General features: G+C 67.9%; 18 protein-coding genes. 14 read left to right on the top strand and 4 right to left on the bottom strand.

Features of this window, described 5'->3' with window-relative positions; all coding sequences use genetic code 11:
- Positions 1 to 22: 22 nt before the first annotated feature.
- The gene (locus H0B54_RS06685; protein ID WP_188259711.1) at positions 23 to 820 is read right to left on the bottom strand and encodes a helix-turn-helix transcriptional regulator; all 798 of its coding nucleotides are present in this window, start codon (positions 818 to 820) and stop codon (positions 23 to 25) included.
- Positions 821 to 933: 113 nt separating this feature from the next.
- Between H0B54_RS06685 and H0B54_RS06680 the strand changes: the two genes are divergently transcribed.
- The 7 genes from H0B54_RS06680 (at position 934) to H0B54_RS06650 (ending at position 8,016) form a co-directional block, all read left to right on the top strand.
- On the top strand, positions 934 to 1,698 hold the full coding sequence (locus tag H0B54_RS06680; protein WP_188259710.1) for a class I SAM-dependent methyltransferase: 765 nt from the start codon (positions 934 to 936) through the stop codon (positions 1,696 to 1,698).
- 30 nt (positions 1,699 to 1,728) lie between these two features.
- Positions 1,729 to 2,199 (top strand): GNAT family N-acetyltransferase, encoded by a 471-nt coding sequence (locus tag H0B54_RS06675; RefSeq protein WP_188259709.1) that lies wholly within the window; start codon positions 1,729 to 1,731, stop codon positions 2,197 to 2,199.
- A gap of 136 nt (positions 2,200 to 2,335) precedes the next feature.
- Complete coding sequence (locus tag H0B54_RS06670; RefSeq protein ID WP_188259708.1) at positions 2,336 to 3,937, top strand: ABC transporter substrate-binding protein; 1,602 nt, start codon at positions 2,336 to 2,338, stop codon at positions 3,935 to 3,937.
- 131 nt (positions 3,938 to 4,068) lie between these two features.
- Positions 4,069 to 5,079 carry an ABC transporter permease subunit gene (locus H0B54_RS06665; RefSeq protein ID WP_183178724.1) on the top strand — a complete coding sequence of 337 codons (1,011 nt, stop codon included), beginning with the start codon at positions 4,069 to 4,071 and terminating at the stop codon, positions 5,077 to 5,079.
- Between the two features lie 8 nt (positions 5,080 to 5,087).
- Positions 5,088 to 6,014: an ABC transporter permease subunit gene (locus H0B54_RS06660; RefSeq protein ID WP_188259707.1), complete on the top strand. Its 927-nt coding sequence runs from the start codon at positions 5,088 to 5,090 to the stop codon at positions 6,012 to 6,014.
- A gap of 8 nt (positions 6,015 to 6,022) precedes the next feature.
- Positions 6,023 to 7,012, top strand: coding sequence for an ABC transporter ATP-binding protein (locus H0B54_RS06655; RefSeq protein WP_188259741.1), 990 nt, complete (start codon positions 6,023 to 6,025; stop codon positions 7,010 to 7,012).
- Positions 7,012 to 8,016 carry a peptide ABC transporter ATP-binding protein gene (locus H0B54_RS06650; protein ID WP_211109209.1) on the top strand — a complete coding sequence of 335 codons (1,005 nt, stop codon included), beginning with the start codon at positions 7,012 to 7,014 and terminating at the stop codon, positions 8,014 to 8,016. The genes H0B54_RS06655 and H0B54_RS06650 overlap by 1 nt, the downstream gene beginning before the upstream one ends.
- Positions 8,017 to 8,042: 26 nt before the next feature.
- On the opposite strand, the gene H0B54_RS06645 is transcribed toward H0B54_RS06650, so the two are convergent.
- Positions 8,043 to 8,342: a DUF3072 domain-containing protein gene (locus H0B54_RS06645; protein ID WP_188259706.1), complete on the bottom strand. Its 300-nt coding sequence runs from the start codon at positions 8,340 to 8,342 to the stop codon at positions 8,043 to 8,045.
- 179 nt (positions 8,343 to 8,521) lie between these two features.
- Between H0B54_RS06645 and H0B54_RS06640 the strand changes: the two genes are divergently transcribed.
- The 6 genes from H0B54_RS06640 to H0B54_RS06615 all read left to right on the top strand — a co-directional run bounded on the left by H0B54_RS06640 (position 8,522) and on the right by H0B54_RS06615 (position 12,454).
- Entirely contained in the window at positions 8,522 to 8,932 is a 411-nt protein-coding gene (locus H0B54_RS06640; RefSeq protein ID WP_188259705.1) for a bacteriohemerythrin, read from the top strand.
- 522 nt (positions 8,933 to 9,454) lie between these two features.
- Entirely contained in the window at positions 9,455 to 10,006 is a 552-nt protein-coding gene (locus H0B54_RS06635; protein ID WP_246472363.1) for a MotA/TolQ/ExbB proton channel family protein, read from the top strand.
- Positions 10,003 to 10,638: a hypothetical protein gene (locus H0B54_RS06630; protein ID WP_094306973.1), complete on the top strand. Its 636-nt coding sequence runs from the start codon at positions 10,003 to 10,005 to the stop codon at positions 10,636 to 10,638. Before H0B54_RS06635 ends, H0B54_RS06630 begins: the two co-directional genes overlap by 4 nt.
- Before the next feature lie 22 nt (positions 10,639 to 10,660).
- A complete protein-coding gene (locus H0B54_RS06625; protein ID WP_094306974.1) occupies positions 10,661 to 11,197 on the top strand; it encodes a hypothetical protein in 537 nt (178 codons plus the stop codon).
- 125 nt (positions 11,198 to 11,322) lie between these two features.
- On the top strand, positions 11,323 to 11,811 hold the full coding sequence (locus H0B54_RS06620) for a YajQ family cyclic di-GMP-binding protein (protein WP_188259704.1): 489 nt from the start codon (positions 11,323 to 11,325) through the stop codon (positions 11,809 to 11,811).
- A gap of 190 nt (positions 11,812 to 12,001) precedes the next feature.
- Positions 12,002 to 12,454, top strand: coding sequence for a hypothetical protein (locus H0B54_RS06615; RefSeq protein ID WP_188259703.1), 453 nt, complete (start codon positions 12,002 to 12,004; stop codon positions 12,452 to 12,454).
- Between the two features lie 15 nt (positions 12,455 to 12,469).
- Here the strand turns inward: H0B54_RS06615 and H0B54_RS06610 are convergent, their stop codons facing one another.
- Complete coding sequence (locus tag H0B54_RS06610; protein WP_188259702.1) at positions 12,470 to 13,480, bottom strand: M23 family metallopeptidase; 1,011 nt, start codon at positions 13,478 to 13,480, stop codon at positions 12,470 to 12,472.
- A gap of 131 nt (positions 13,481 to 13,611) precedes the next feature.
- Positions 13,612 to 13,986 carry a response regulator gene (locus H0B54_RS06605; protein WP_188259701.1) on the bottom strand — a complete coding sequence of 125 codons (375 nt, stop codon included), beginning with the start codon at positions 13,984 to 13,986 and terminating at the stop codon, positions 13,612 to 13,614.
- Positions 13,987 to 14,239: 253 nt separating this feature from the next.
- Here H0B54_RS06605 and rpoH point away from each other — a divergent pair, with 253 nt between their 5' ends.
- Positions 14,240 to 15,115 carry an RNA polymerase sigma factor RpoH gene (gene rpoH, locus H0B54_RS06600; RefSeq protein WP_188259700.1) on the top strand — a complete coding sequence of 292 codons (876 nt, stop codon included), beginning with the start codon at positions 14,240 to 14,242 and terminating at the stop codon, positions 15,113 to 15,115.
- The last annotated feature ends 22 nt before the right edge of the window (positions 15,116 to 15,137 follow it).

The following is a 15,137-nucleotide window of genomic DNA, read 5'->3' as shown; positions in this document are numbered from 1 at the left end:
CCGGAGCGTGTCGGTGGGCGTCTTACGGAGCCTGCGGCCCCAGCAGCATCACCAGCTTGTAGTCGGATCGTCCGGCGGGGCACAACGTCACTTGTTCGTAGACCAGCGTCCCGTCCTGGGGATGGGTGAAGCCGCGGGTGCCGCCTTCCCGCTCCAGCACGCCATGGTCCTCCCACAGCCGGGCGAAGCGGGGCGAGGCCGCGCGCAGGCCCTCGACCAGGGCGGTCACTTCCGCATCCCCGGCGCGGCGGGCGGTGTCGGCGCGGAACTCGGCGAGCAGCCGGCGGGCGCGGTCCTCCCAATCGGCGATAAAGCCCCGCGCGGTGGGGTCGAGGAAGACGTAGCGCAGCAGGTTCCGCTCCGCCCCGCCCAGCCAGCCGGAGAAGAGATGGGCGGCGCCGTCGTTCCAGCCGCGGGCGTTCCAGCCGCGGTCGAGCAGGTAGGCCGGCGCCGTCATCGATTCCAACGCGGCGAGCAGCGGAGCCGGCGGCTGGTCCGATCCGTCCGTCGCGTCGGCGTCGGGATCGCGCTTGCGCGACAGCTCGAACAGATAGGCGCGCTCCGCCGCGGTCAGCCGCAACGCCCCGGCGATGCGCGCCAGCGCCTGCGGTGAGACAGAGACCTCGCGCCCCTGTTCCAGCCAAGTGTACCAAGTCGGGCTAAGGCCGCAGAGCTGAGCGGCCTCCTCCCGCCGCAGGCCGGGCGTGCGGCGGCGGGCGGAGCCGGTCAGCGGGATGCCGGCCTCGGCCGGGGTCAACCGCTCCCGGTGGGCGCGCAGGAAGGCGCCAAGCCGGTGCCGCGCATCGTCGTCGGAACTCATGGTGGCAGCGCTTATACCAGGATAAGCGCTTGCCTTGTACCGGTTTGCCGGACGGCCGATGCTGGGCCATCGCAACGAACACGCCCCAACAAACACCAACGGGAATCGCCACCATGACCAACAGCCATCACGGCGTCGTCGCCGCACAGTACGGCCAGCGCGCCGACGCCTATGTGACCAGCGCCGTCCACGCGTCGGGCGCCGACCTGGACCAGATCGAGGACGCGCTGCGCGGCAGGAACGCCGCCCGCGTGCTGGATCTCGGCTGCGGCGGCGGCCATGTCGCCTACCGCGCCGCGCCCCACGCCGCCGAGGTGGTGGCGGTGGACGTCACCGCCCCGATGCTGGAAGCGGTGGCCCGCAACGCGGCGGAGCGCGGCCTGACCAACATCACCACCCACCAGGCCCCCGCCGAGCGTCTGCCCTTCCCGGACGGCCACTTCGACGTGGTGCTGAGCCGCTTCAGCGCCCACCACTGGCTGAACGCCGAGGCCGGCCTGCGCGAGGCGCGGCGGGTGCTGGCTCCCGGCGGGCGGGCGGTCTTCGTGGACATCGTGTCGCCGGGGCATCCGCTGCTGGACACCCATCTCCAGGCGGTGGAACTGCTGCGGGACACCTCGCACGTCCGCAACTACAGCGCCGCGGAATGGATGGCCGCCTTGTCGCGCGCCGGCTTCGCGGTAACAGGCCTGACGCCGCGCCGCCTGCGCATGGAGTTCGCCGTGTGGACCGCCCGCACCTCCACCCCCGACCTGCGCGCCCAGGCCATCCGCGCCCTGCAGGATCTCGCCTCCGACGAGGTGCGCCGTCACTTCGACATCCTGGAGGACGGCAGCTTTCTCCTGGACAGCCTGACCATCGAAGCGGAGGCTTGCTGACCACAAGAAAAGGACGGGGGAGGGGCGGCGATGGGCGACGTTCGTGTGCGAAAGGCCAGTCTTGCCGACGCGGGCGCGGTCACCGGTCTCGTGGCGGCTCTGCTCTCCGAACTTTCCGCCGGGCAGAACGACACGCCGCGGGCCGTCATGCTGGCCGTCGCCGAATCCCTGCTGAGCGGCGACGGCCTGTCCTACGCGGTGTTCCTGGCCGAGGACGGGGCGGGGCGCCCGCTCGGCGTCGCGACTCTGGCGGAGGCGGCCTGCATCTCCACGTTGGGCAGGTTCGGGACGATCCGGGAATTGTACGTGATGCCGGAGTCGCGCTCCGCCGGGGTGGGGCGGGCGCTGATGCGGGCGGTTCTGGACCATGGCCGCGCCCATCGCTGGTCGCGCGTGGAGGTGGGGGCGCCGTCCGCCGAGGAATGGCCGGATTCCTTGCGATTCTACAAGCGCGAGGGCTTCACGGAGATTGGGCCACGCTTGAAATTCCGCTTGGCCTGACAGCTCCCGTGGAGCTTGCGTGATGCGGCTTGGTTGCGTGTTGACAGACGATTCGGCCACGCGCCAAATGAACCCGCATCACCGGCCGCCAAAGAGAATGGGCGGCCATTCGACCGAACACGGGAGGTTGTTAGGAATGAAGCGCATCCTGCTGGGTGCCGGGCTCGGCGTTGCCGCCACCTTGGCGCTTGCTGCGCCGGCCCAGGCCGCCAAGACCCTCGTCTATTGCTCCGAGGGCAGCCCTGAAAACTTCAACCCCATGGTCAACACGACCGGAACGAGCTTCGACGTCTCGCTGCCCGTGTACAACAATCTCGTGCAGTTCGAGCGCGGCGGCACCAAGGTCGTCCCCGGCCTCGCCGAGACGTGGGACGTGTCGGAGGACGGGCTGACCTACACGTTCCACCTGCGCAAGGGCGCGAAGTGGCACAGCAACAACGACTTCAAGCCGACCCGCGACGCCAACGCGGACGACGTGCTGTGGTCGTTCAATCGTCAGTGGAAGAAGGATCACCCCTTCCACAAGGTGTCCGGCGGCGCCTATGACTACTTCAACGACATGGCGATGCCCGACCTGCTGAAGTCGATCGAGAAGGTCGACGACTACACGGTCAAGTTCACGCTGAACAAGGTCGAGGCGCCCTTCATCGCCAATCTGGCGATGCCCTTCGCGGCCATCCAGTCCGCCGAATACGCCGACGCCCTTCAGAAGAAGAATCAGATCGACAAGATCGATCAGGCGCCGATCGGCACCGGCCCGTTCCAGTTCGTCGCCTACCAGAAGGATGCGGTCATCCGCTACAAGGCGTTCGAGCAGTATTGGGGCGGCAAGGCGCCGCTCGACAACCTCGTCTTCGCCATCACGCCCGACGCCGCCGTCCGCTACGCGAAGCTGAAGGCCGGCGAGTGCCACATCGTGCCGTACCCGAACCCGGCCGATCTGGAGGCGATGAAGAAGGACAGCGCCATCACCCTGATGGAGCAGGAAGGTCTGAACGTCGGCTATCTGGCCTTCAACGTTACCAAGAAGCCCTTCGACGACGTGCGCGTTCGCCGCGCGCTGAACATGGCCATCGACAAGAAGGCCGTGGTCGACGCAGTGTACCAGGGCGCCGGCGTCCCGGCGAAGAACCCGATCCCGCCGACCATGTGGTCGTACAACAAGGAGATCGAGGACTACCCCTACGATCCGGAGCGCGCGAAGAAGCTGCTGGCCGAGGCCGGCTTCCCGGACGGCTTCGAAACCGACCTGTGGGCCATGCCGGTGCAGCGCCCCTACAACCCCAACGCCAAGCGCATGGCCGAGATGATGCAGGCGGACCTCGCCAAGGTCGGCATCAAGGCCAAGGTCGTGCAGTACGAGTGGGGTGAGTACCGCAAGCGCCTCCAGGCCGGCGAGCACCAGATGGGCATGCTGGGCTGGACCGGCGACAACGGCGACCCGGATAACTTCCTGCACGTCCTGCTCGGCTGCGAGGCCGCGCGTGCCGGCGGGTCGAACATCGCCAAGTGGTGCTACAAGGAGTTCGACGACCTCGTCGTCCAGGCCAAGCGCACCACCGACATCGCCGCCCGCACCAAGCTGTACGAGCAGGCGCAGGTCATCTTCAAGGAAGAGGCCCCGTGGCTGACCGTCGCGCATTCGGTCGTGCACATGGCGCTGAGCAAGAATGTGGTCGATTACAAGATGGACCCGTTCGGCATCCATCGCTTCTACGGCGTCGATTTGAAACAATAAACTCAGCGTAGCAAGCGGCTTTACAAAGCGGTGGCCGGGGCATTAAACCCCCGGCTTCCCTTTGCGGATGCAGAGGTAAAAAGGGGGCCGCGGCCCCCTTGCTTTCGTTTCGAGCCCCCGGTGACGATCCGATGCTACGCTTCATCCTGACGCGGGTGAGCCTGGTGATTCCGACCTTTCTCGGCGTCACCTTCCTGACCTTCCTTCTGATCCGCCTTGTCCCCGGCGACCCCATCGAGGTGCGCGTCGGCGAGCGCGGGATCCCCCCCGAACGGCTTCTCGAACTGCGGCACGAGCTGGGGCTGGACCGCCCCCTGTGGCAGCAGTTCCTCGACTACATCGGCGGCGTCCTCCAGGGCGACCTCGGCGTGTCGCTGGTGACCCGCAATTCCGTGTTCAGCGAATTCGTGACGCTGTTCCCGGCGACGCTGGAGCTGGCGGCGCTGGCCATGCTGTTCGCCACGGTGGTCGGCCTGCCCGCTGGAATCATCGCGGCCGTCCGGCGCGGCTCGGTCTTCGACCATGGCGTGATGGGCATCAGCCTGACCGGCTATTCCATGCCGATCTTCTGGTGGGGCCTGCTGCTGATCCTGTTCTTCTCGGTGGGGCTGGGCTGGACTCCGGTGTCCGGGCGGCTCGACCTGCTCTATTATGTGGAGCCGGTGACCGGCTTCATGCTGATCGACACGCTGATGGCCGGCGAATACGGGGCCTTCTGGTCGGCGCTGCATCACCTCATCCTGCCGATGATCGTTCTCGGCACCGTTCCGCTGGCCGTCGTGGCACGCATGACGCGCTCCGCCATGCTGGAGGTGCTGGGCGAGGACTACATCCGCACCGCGAAGGCCAAGGGGCTGGCGGGCAAGCGGGTGATCGGCCTGCACGCCCTGCGCAACGCGCTGATCCCCGTGGTCACCGTGATCGGTCTTCAGGTGGGCACGCTGCTGGGCGGCGCGATCCTGACCGAAACCATCTTCTCCTGGCCCGGCGTGGGCAAGTGGCTGATCGAGAGCATCAACCGCCGCGACTATCCGGCGCTCCAGGGCGGGGTGCTGCTGATCGCGACGACGGTGATGACCGTGAACCTGCTGGTGGACGTTCTGTACGGCGTCCTGAACCCCCGCATCCGCCATTCGCGGTGAGGTGAGCCATGACGACTCCTACGACGACGGGCGTTCCGGAGACTCTTCCGGCCGCCGCTCCGCCGGTTTCCCAGCCGCCGCACCCGCTGGTCGAGTTCTGGTACCATTTCCGGCAGAACAAGGGGGCCATGGCCGGCCTCGCCGTGATCCTGCTGATCGCCGTGGTGGCGCTGTTCGCCGAGCTGGTGGCGCCGCACGACCCCAACATCCAGTACCGCGACGCCATTCTGGTGCCGCCGGTCTGGCAGGAGGGCGGGCGCTGGGCTTTCCTGCTCGGCACCGACGACATCGGGCGCGACATGCTGTCGCGCCTGATCTTCGGGGCGCGGCTGTCGATGATGATCGGCCTGATCGTCGTCACGCTGTCGCTGGCGGTCGGGCTGGCGCTGGGCATGATCGCCGGCTTCTTCGGCGGCGTCACCGACGCGCTGGTCATGCGCTTCATGGATATCCTGCTGTCGCTGCCCAGCCTGTTGCTGGCCGTGGTGGTGGCGGCGATCCTCGGGCCGGGGCTGGTCAACGCCATGCTGGCCGTGTCCATCGTGGTCATCCCGCACTACGCCCGCCTGACCCGCGCCGCCGTGATGGCGGAGGCGAGCAAGGACTACGTCGTCGCCTCCCGCGTGGCGGGGGCCGGGCCGCTGCGGCTGATGCTGGTGGTGATCCTGCCGAACTGCGTGGCGCCGCTGATCGTCCAGGCGACGCTCGGCTTCTCCACGGCGATCCTGGACGCCGCGGCGCTGGGCTTCCTCGGCCTCGGCGCGCAGCCGCCGACGCCGGAGTGGGGCACCATGCTGGCCTCCTCCCTCCAGTTCCTCCAGCGCGCCCCCTGGGTCGTCACCTGGCCCGGCGTGGCCATCCTGGTGACGGTGCTGGCCTTCAACCTGCTGGGCGACGGGCTGCGCGACGCGCTCGACCCCAAGCTGAAACGCTGATGCACACCATGCCTCTTCTCGACATCAAAAACCTGTCCGTCGAGTTCACCACGCGCGCCGGCACCTTCCGCGCCGTGGACGGGATCGACCTCACCGTGGACGAGGGCGAGGTGGTGGGCATCGTCGGCGAGTCCGGGTCCGGCAAGTCCGTGACCTCGCTCGCCGTGATGGGCCTGCTCGGCTCCAACGGCACGGTGGTCGCCGACCGCATGCGGTTCGGCGGCAAGGACCTGCTGGCGATGAGCCCGGCGCAGCGCCGGAAGATCACCGGCAAGGACGTGGCCATGGTCTTCCAGGAGCCGATGTCCAGCCTGAATCCCTGCTTCACCGTTGGTTTCCAGATCATGGAGACGCTGAAGGTGCATGAGGGGCTGTCCGGCAAGGCGCTGCGCAACCGCGCCATCGAACTGCTGGAGCAGGTCGGCATCCCGGCCCCGGAAAGCCGCCTGTCGGCCTTCCCGCACCAGCTGTCCGGCGGCATGAACCAGCGCGTGATGATCGCCATCGCCATCGCCTGCAACCCGCGCCTGCTGGTCGCGGACGAGCCGACGACGGCGCTGGACGTGACCATCCAGAAGCAGATCCTCGACCTGTTGGTCCGCCTCCAGAAGGAGCGGGGCATGGCGCTGATCCTCATCACCCACGACATGGGCGTGGTGGCGGAGACGGCGCAGCGGGTGGTCGTCATGTACGCCGGGCAGGTCGCCGAGACGCGCCCCGTGGACGCGCTGTTCAAGGCGCCGCGCCACCCCTACACCGGCGCGCTGCTCGACGCGCTGCCGGAGCGGGCGCTGGGCAAGCGCCGGCTGCCGACGATTCCCGGCGTGGTGCCGGGCATCGGCGACCGGCCTCAGGGCTGCCTGTTCAACCCGCGCTGCCGCTTCGCCACCGACCGCTGCCGCATCGAGCGCCCGGCCCTGTTCGACGTGGACGCCGGCAAGGCGCGCTGCTTCTATCCGCTTGCCGACGCTCCGGTCGGCGCCGGGGAGGTTCTGTGATGACCGACATCCTCACCGACGTCATGCCGGCCACCGGCCCGGTGGTTCTGGAAGCCATCCACCTGCGCAAGCACTACGCGGTGAAGCGCGGCGCCTTCAAGCCGGCGGCCACCGTCAAGGCGCTGGACGGCGTGTCCTTCCAGCTCGAAGCCGGAAAGACGCTGGCGGTGGTCGGCGAGTCCGGCTGCGGCAAGTCGACGCTGGCGCGCTCCGTCACCATGATCGAGCCACCGTCCTCGGGGCAGCTTCTCTATGACGGGCGCGACGTGGTCGGGCGCACCGCGTCGGAGATGAAGGAGCTGCGGCGCACCGTCCAGATGGTGTTCCAGAACCCCTATGGATCGCTGAACCCGCGCAAGACCGTGGGCTCGATCCTGTCGGAGCCGCTGGTCATCAACACCCCGATGGGCAAGCAGGAGCGGCGGGAGCGGGCCGTCGCCATGATGGCGAAGGTCGGGCTGCGCCCCGATCAGGTGGACCGCTATCCGCACATGTTCTCCGGCGGCCAGCGCCAGCGCATCGCCATCGCGCGCGCGCTGATGCTGAACCCGCGGGTGGTCGTGGCGGACGAGCCGGTGTCGGCGCTCGACGTGTCGATCCAGGCGCAGGTGCTGAACCTGATGATGGATCTTCAGGAGGAGCTGAACCTCGCCTACCTGTTCATCTCCCACGACCTCAGCGTGGTGCGGCACATCGCCGACGCGGTCATGGTGATGTATCTGGGCCGACCAGTGGAGCACGGGCCGAAGGACGTGGTCTACTCCCGTCCGCGCCATCCCTACACCCGCATCCTGATGGCGGCCACGCCGCGGGTGAACCCGGCGCTGCGGGCGGAGCGGGTGATCCCGAAGGGCGAACTGCCCTCGCCGCTGAACCCGCCGCCGGGTTGCCCCTTCCACAAGCGCTGCCCCCACGCCACGGAGCGCTGTGCTGTGGAGGTGCCGGCACTGCGCCCGGTGGACGAACGGCTGGTCGCCTGCCACTTCGCGGAGGAGATGGTCTAGGACAAGACCGCCCGCGGCGTCTCCCGTCAGGCGCCGCGGCCGGTCTTGTCCTGAAGAGCGTCGATGCGTTTGGAGGCTTCGGCCTTCGTCAGGTCTCCGTCGAAGGATTCGACGGCCTCCTCGCTGAGCGTCTTCAGGTAGGAGGCCTGCGCGCCGGTCATCGGTTCGTCACCCGTGGTCCAATCGTCCGGGTCCTTCTCGCGGTTGGAATGGTCGGCACCCCCGACCGCCGCGGTTTTCGGATTGCTCGTCGGATTCGGTGCGTCTCCGTGGTGGGGCTGGGGTTGCTTGCGATTCTCGCGGTTGCTGTCGCGCTTCGTGTTCATGAAATGTTCCTTTCTGCTGGAAACGTCGTTTGAACAGCCGCTTGCGGGATTGGTTCCCCGTGCCCGTCAGCCGGACGTCGAAGCGTCGTTGAAGCGCCATCCGGAAGACGTTACCCTTTCGCCAGATGGGGTTTTCTCCGGCCGGTCAGGCGAGGCCCAGCGCGAGGGGACGGAACGAAATGCCGCTGATGGTGTGGAACGACAAGCTGAGCGTCGGGATCGCGCAGTTCGACGAGGAGCACAAGCAACTGGTCGCCCTGATCAACGAACTGTTCGACGCCGTCCAGGCGGGGCGCAGCAAGGAAGCGCTGGGCGGTATCCTCGACAGCCTCGTCGCCTACACCAAGTCGCACTTCACCCATGAGGAGGAGCATTTCGCCCGCCTCGGCTATCCGGACCGCGACGCCCACAAGGCGGAGCATGACGCGCTGGCCAGCCAAGTGCTGGACGTGCAGCGCAAGTACCATACCGGCGCCACCGCCACGCTGAGCATGGAGGTGATGAACTTCCTGAAGAACTGGCTGATCAAGCACATCCAGGGTACCGACAAGAAGTACGGACCCTTCCTGAAGGAAAGGGGCGTGGCGTAAAGGGCCACTTTCGGAAGGACGATTGCCGGGACAGAACGCCCTGGGGCGCTCCCTTCCTCTCTCCCGCCACGGGGCTTTCCCGTCCGTGTCGCGCGTCAACCCGGCAGGTCCGTCGCCGGGTGTCGGGAACTCTTGGCCGGGGCCGGGGTTCATGAGGTGACGGATGACTCCTGAATGGCTCCGTCGTCGCGCAATTCCGGCGAAGGTGCGCCGATGATCCGATGGCCGACACGGAGCCGTCCCGCCACCAGCGCCCAGGCCAACTGCGCGGGCGCCGCCGGCGCGTGCCGCCGCACACTCCTCTTCCGCTCTCCCGATCCCACCATCGCCGCCCGGCTTTCCGCGGCGCCGCCATTACGCGCCATCGCCGTCTGAACATGACGATCCGGAGACACACGCAACCGTCACAGGGTCAAAACCATGGAAGAACAGTGGCTCCTCAAGGCGAAATTCGTAGCCTTCAATTTGACGATTTCGGCATTCGTTTTCGTCCTGTACGCGCAGGGGTGGCTGGACCGGGTTTTGACCGGGCACATCGCCGTGGCGACCGCGATCATCGGGATCGTCTTCCTGGTCGGCCTTGTGATGTCGGCCTATCGGGTGTGGAAGATCGGCGGTGAGCTGGACCGGGCCAAGCTCGGTGGCGGACGGCTGATGAAGGTCGAGAGCGAGCGCGCCTTGGAGATCCGCCTGTTCTCCCGGATTTCGCACCTTCAGCACATCGCCAATGCGCTGGGCATGCTCGGCCTGATCGGCACGGCCTGGGGCTTCAGCCTGTTCGCCGCGAACATCACCCCGGACATGGTGGGCAACGCCGCGTCGGCCGGCGCCATGGTGACCACGCTCGCGAGCGGGCTGGGCGTGGCGATCTACGCCACGATGCTCGGCGGCGCCCTGTGCCTGTGGACCACCTGCAACCTCCAGCTCCTGCGCGGGGCGACGGCCTCGCTGTGCGCGCTGATCATGGACGAGGCCCACGCCCGTTCGCGACTGGCTCCGCGGACGGGGACGCCGGACTTCGCCGCGCCGCAAGCGGCTCCCTACGGCGCCCTGCGCGGCGAGGCCACACCATGAACGACTTCCTGGGCGAGGACCAAACCGGTGTGCTCGTCGCGCGGGACCTGCTGACGCTGCTGCTGTGCGGTTTCGTGGCCTGCGCGGTGTTGGCGGTGCCCTTCATCAACGAGGCCAAGAAGACCGAGGCCAACCAGCAGAACGAGTCCTCCTCGTCCGCCGCGGCGGGCATGGAGCCGCCGGGAAACGTCATCATCGAGGCGCGCTGGGACGACAAGCTGCGCAGCGACATCGACCTCTGGGTGCAGGCGCCGGGCGACGTTCCGGTCGGTTACTCGAACAAGTCGGGGCTGATCTTCAACCTGCTGCGCGACGATCTGGGCGCCTACGCCGATCCCACGGAGATCAATTTCGAAACGTCCTATTCGCGTGGCATTCCTCCGGGGGAATACACCGTCAACGTGCACATGTTCCGCAATCTGGAGAATGTGTTTCCCATCTGGGTCAGGGTGGTTGCCCGCGTCAAGGCGGAGCATGAGTCGGGGGCCGCCACCGTCGCCGCCACGCGCGTCCGGCTGGACCACGAAGGGCAGGAAATCACCGCCTTCCGCTTCAACCTGACCGAACGGGGCGAGCTGGTGCCGGGGTCCTTGAACGCCGTGTTCAAGCCGTTGCGCTCGGCGAAAAATTGACACGTCGGATCGAGAGTGCGCCATGGAAAGCCTGACCGTCATTTTCGGCTTCGTCGCCGTCGTCACCTTGCTGCTCGTCTTGTCGGCCCTGCGCTGGACGCGCAATCGGATGGCGCGCGTGGTGATCCTGCTGCTGTTTGCCCTGCTGCTGCCGGCGGCCTACGCCGCACCGGCGGCGCTGCTGGGCCGGGCGAAGCCGGTCACGCTGGAATGGATGGGCGCCAACGTCCGCGAGGCGAAGGTGCTCAGCGCCACGTTGGTGGAGAACGAAGCAATTTATCTCACCCTCCTCTGGGAACAGGCGCCCAACCTCTACCGCCTGCCCTGGGACCGCCGCATGGCGGAGCAGTTGCAGGAAGCCCAGCGCGAGGCCCAGCGCAACGGCACCAACCCGATGATGCGGCTGCCCTTCGAGCGGTCCTGGGACGACCGGGAACCGCGCTTCTACGCGCAGCCTCAGCCGAAGATGCCGGACAAGCCCTATGAGAACGCCCCGGGCAACGGCGGGCCGGGCGGCAATCCGGGTATCGAGTTCCAGCACCCCGGCCAGCCGACCTGAAAATCCGGATGGGCGGGGGGCCTGCTGGCCGCTTTCCATCGCAGCCCCCTTGCTGGCCCCTTGAAGGCGGGGTGCGGCCTCGTCTACGGTTCCGCGATTCCGTCCGCCTGAGCAAAGAGAGTCCCATGCCGTCCTTCGACATCGTGTCCAAGACCGACATCCACGAAATCGACAACGCGCTGAACGGCATGCGCCGCGAAATCGAGACCCGCTTCGACTTCAAGGGCTCGCGCTGCACCGTGGAGCGCACCGAGAACGACATCACCCTGCTGGCCGACGACGCCGCCAAGCTGGACCAGATGCAGGAGCTGCTGCGGGTCTATGTGACCCGCCGGAAGCTGGACGCCGGCGCCCTGGACTATTCCAAGCCGCCGGAGCGGGCGGCGGGCGACGCCCTGCGCCAGGTCGTCACCGTCAAGCAGGGTATCGCCCAGGACCTCGGCAAGACCATCGTCAAGGCGATCAAGGACGCCAAGATGAAGGTCCAGGTCTCCATCCAGGGCGACGAACTGCGCGTCACCGGCAAGAAGCGCGACGACCTCCAGGACGCCATCGCCCTGGTGCGCGGGCTGAAGATCGAGCAGCCCCTGCAGTACGTGAACTTCCGGGACTGAGGGGCGGCGAGGGCGCCGCGTGGTCAGTTTTTGCCGGATGGCGGGTCATTCTTGCCGGGTGGAGCGGAAATTTTTGCCGGGTGCGCGGGTGACGAGAAAGCCGAACCGCCCGGCTGGCCGCCAGTCCCGATGATGGCCCGTCCCTTGCTTGCCCTGAACCGGTAGCCGAACGCCGCAGGGTCCACGCGCCATGTCGATACCGGCCAACGCCGACGCTTCCCAGTTGATGCGCATCCGGGCTGAAGAGCTTCTGGAGCGCAAAGGCACGGGCGCGCCCCGGCAGGCGGGGGAACTCGCCGGCCAGTTCGCCGCGATGCTGGAGCAGTTGAACGGCGTCGGCGGCGAGGATGGCGGGGCCGGCCTGATGGCGTCCTCCGCGGTGGGTCCGGTGACGGGAAGTTCCGCGATCGCCCACCGGCTGGGGGTCGGCGCCGTCAGCGTCTTCGCGCAGAGCGGGGCGGACGAGGCATCGGGCCAGACCGCCGAAGGCCAAACTCCCGACATGCGGGCACCCGACGCCGAGGAGGCCATGCAGGTGGTGCAGAGCGCGCTCCAGGCCGAAAGCGCGCCGAACTTCCGCTGGCTGACCACGTTGCTGACCCAAGGCGTCCCCGACCGCATGACGTCGGGGTCGACCCGGTGATGGGGCGGCGGGGCGTCAGCGAACCTCCAGCCGGCGTTCCAGCGTGACCACCGTCTTGCCGTCGCGGGTCAGCGTCACGATGCCCTTGTAGGGTCCCTTGGGCCATCCGGATGCCGGACGCTTCAGCCCCTGATAGGCGAACCAGACGGCCTTGTCCCCGGTGATGCCCTTGCTGTTGTCGAACAGGGTCCGGCCATCGCCGTCGAGAATGCGGATTCGCTGGATGTCGCCGTCGCGGACTCCCATGATGTCGGACCACAGCACCAGCATGGGCGAGTCCGGACTCAGCACCTCCCCGGCGAACTCGCCGTGGCGGGCCGGCTCGGCCTCCGGAACGCGGCGGGTGGCGAAGCCCACGCTGAGGCCGGCGGTCGGGCGGTAGGCCAGCGCCTTGGCCGTGGCGGCGTTCCACAGCGGCGTCAAGGGCTGGCCGCAGGCGGTGAAGGGCTGCTGGCCGACGAAGGGATCGACGACGGCGCCGTTGTGGCGCACGCCGAAATGCAGGTGGGGGAACTCGGTCAGTCCCGACAGCCCGACCTCGCCCAGCCGTTGCCCCGCCTCCACCCGCTGGCCGGGGGTGACCGCGACGCTGCCGCGCTTCATGTGCAGGTAGGCGGTCTGCCAGCCGTCGCCATGGTCTATGATGACGGCGTTGCCGCCCCCGACCTTCATCACCGTGTCGCGCCCGATGACGTTGACGTTCACGTCCTCCATGCCGTCGCGCACCCGCAGGACGGTGCCCGCGGCGGCGGCCAGCACGGCGACGCCCTTGTCCATCGCCGTGTAGTCGGGCAGGCGGAAGTCCGTGCCGTCATGGCCGTCGTAGCTCAGCCGGCCGCAGGCATGATCGCGCCAGCCGGGACCGGCGTCCTCGTCGACGTAGTTCTGGATGAAGCAGGTTTCCCCGACCCGGCACTCGATCGGCAGCCCGAAGGCCGGCGCGTCCGCCGCCGCGGGGTCCGCGAAGGCGAGCGCGCCCGCGAACAGGCTTGCGGACAGGAAAGTGGCGAGCGCGGCGCGGATCATGCGGGCTTCCCAGGGAAGAGGGGCGGATGTGCGAGGGCAGGGTGAGGCAAGCCCCGTCCCGATGCAACCGTGAGGGAGCCATACGCCGCCTAGCCACCGCCCTCCCGCCACTGCCCTCCCGCCAGAGCCCGTCAGCCGGCGATCAGCACCGCGAGCACTTCGGAGGCCAGGACCGCGGGCTTGATCGGCTTGCGGACCATCCGGGCGACGCCCAGCTTGGCCAGGACCTGCATGGTCAGCTCCGGCGGCACCCGCTCATCGATTTCGGACAGGACGATGATCCGTAAGTTCGGGCGAATGCTCTTGGCCGCCTGGATGACTTCGGAGCCGTCATGCTCCGGCATGAGGAGGTCGGTGACCAGCAGGTCGAACGCATGGACGGTCAATGATTCGATGGCCGCCCGCGCGTCGGTGCAGCCGGTCACGGTGTTGCCTTCCTGCTCCCGAAGCTTGCGGACGATGCTGAGGGACACCGGGTTGTCATCGACGACGAGTATGTCGGCCATCGGGGCTGCCCTCTCCTGGTGCGGTGTTTTGGGTTCGGCCTTTTGGCGGCATGAATAAGGCCGGGGTGGTTTGCGCCCCGTTTATGAGTGGGGGCGGCCATGCATCCCTGTCAGGGCACCGGGCACTCGCGCCCTCACGGCGTTGACTTGGCGTTCCGTCCGCGTAAACTGGAGGTGCCTTCACGGAGAGGGCGCCGGCCGCCCATCGCGGGGACCGGCGGATTGGGTCATATCGCTTTCAAGAGGATGTGACATGAGCACCGCACTGGCACTGACCACGCCATTTCCCGGCGAGTCGCTGTCCCGTTACATTGAGCAGGTCCATCGCTTCCCCGTTCTGGGCGCGGAGGAGGAGTATGTGTTGGCCACCGCGTGGCGCCAGCATGGCGACATGGAGGCGGCCCGCAAGCTGGTGACCAGCCATCTGCGTCTGGTCGTCAAGATCGCCACCGGCTTCCGCGGCTACGGGCTGCCGATGACCGATCTGGTCGGCGAGGGCAACATCGGCCTGATGACCGCCGTCCGCAAGTTCGAGCCGGACCGCGGCTTCCGCCTGTCCACCTACGCGATGTGGTGGATCAAGGCGTCCATCCAGGAATACATCCTGCGCTCCTGGAGCCTCGTGAAGCTGGGCACCACAGGCGCCCAGAAGAAGCTCTTCTTCGGCCTGTCCCGCCTGAAGCGCAAGCTGGGCGAATTCGGCAACGGTGAGCTGAAGCCGGAAAGCGTGTCCCGCATCGCCCAGGAACTCGACGTCCCGGAAAGCGACGTGGTGGCGGTGAACCGCCGCTTCGTTCAGCCGGTCGCCTCGCTGAACGCGCCGCTCTCCGCCGGGGAGGGGACCGCGGAGATGCAGGACTTCCTGCCCGACGAGCGCCCGAACGCCGAGGACAGCCTGCTGGAGCGCGACGAGGCGATGCATCGCAGCGCCATGCTGCGCGAGGCGATGGCCGTGCTGAAGGATCGTGAGCGCGACATCCTGACGGCCCGTCGCCTCAGCCCGTCGCCCAAGACGCTGGAGGATCTGGCCGCCGTTTACGGCGTCAGCCGCGAACGCATCCGCCAGATTGAGGAGCGTGCGTTCCAGAAGCTGTCGCAGCGGGTGCGGGAGCTCGCCGCGGCGGCATAGGGAGGGATTGTTGCTTCGCGCT

Source organism: Azospirillum tabaci (assembly GCF_014596085.1).
Taxonomy (GTDB): Bacteria; Pseudomonadota; Alphaproteobacteria; order Azospirillales; family Azospirillaceae; genus Azospirillum; species Azospirillum tabaci.
This window is presented reverse-complemented; position numbering and strand designations above follow the sequence as displayed.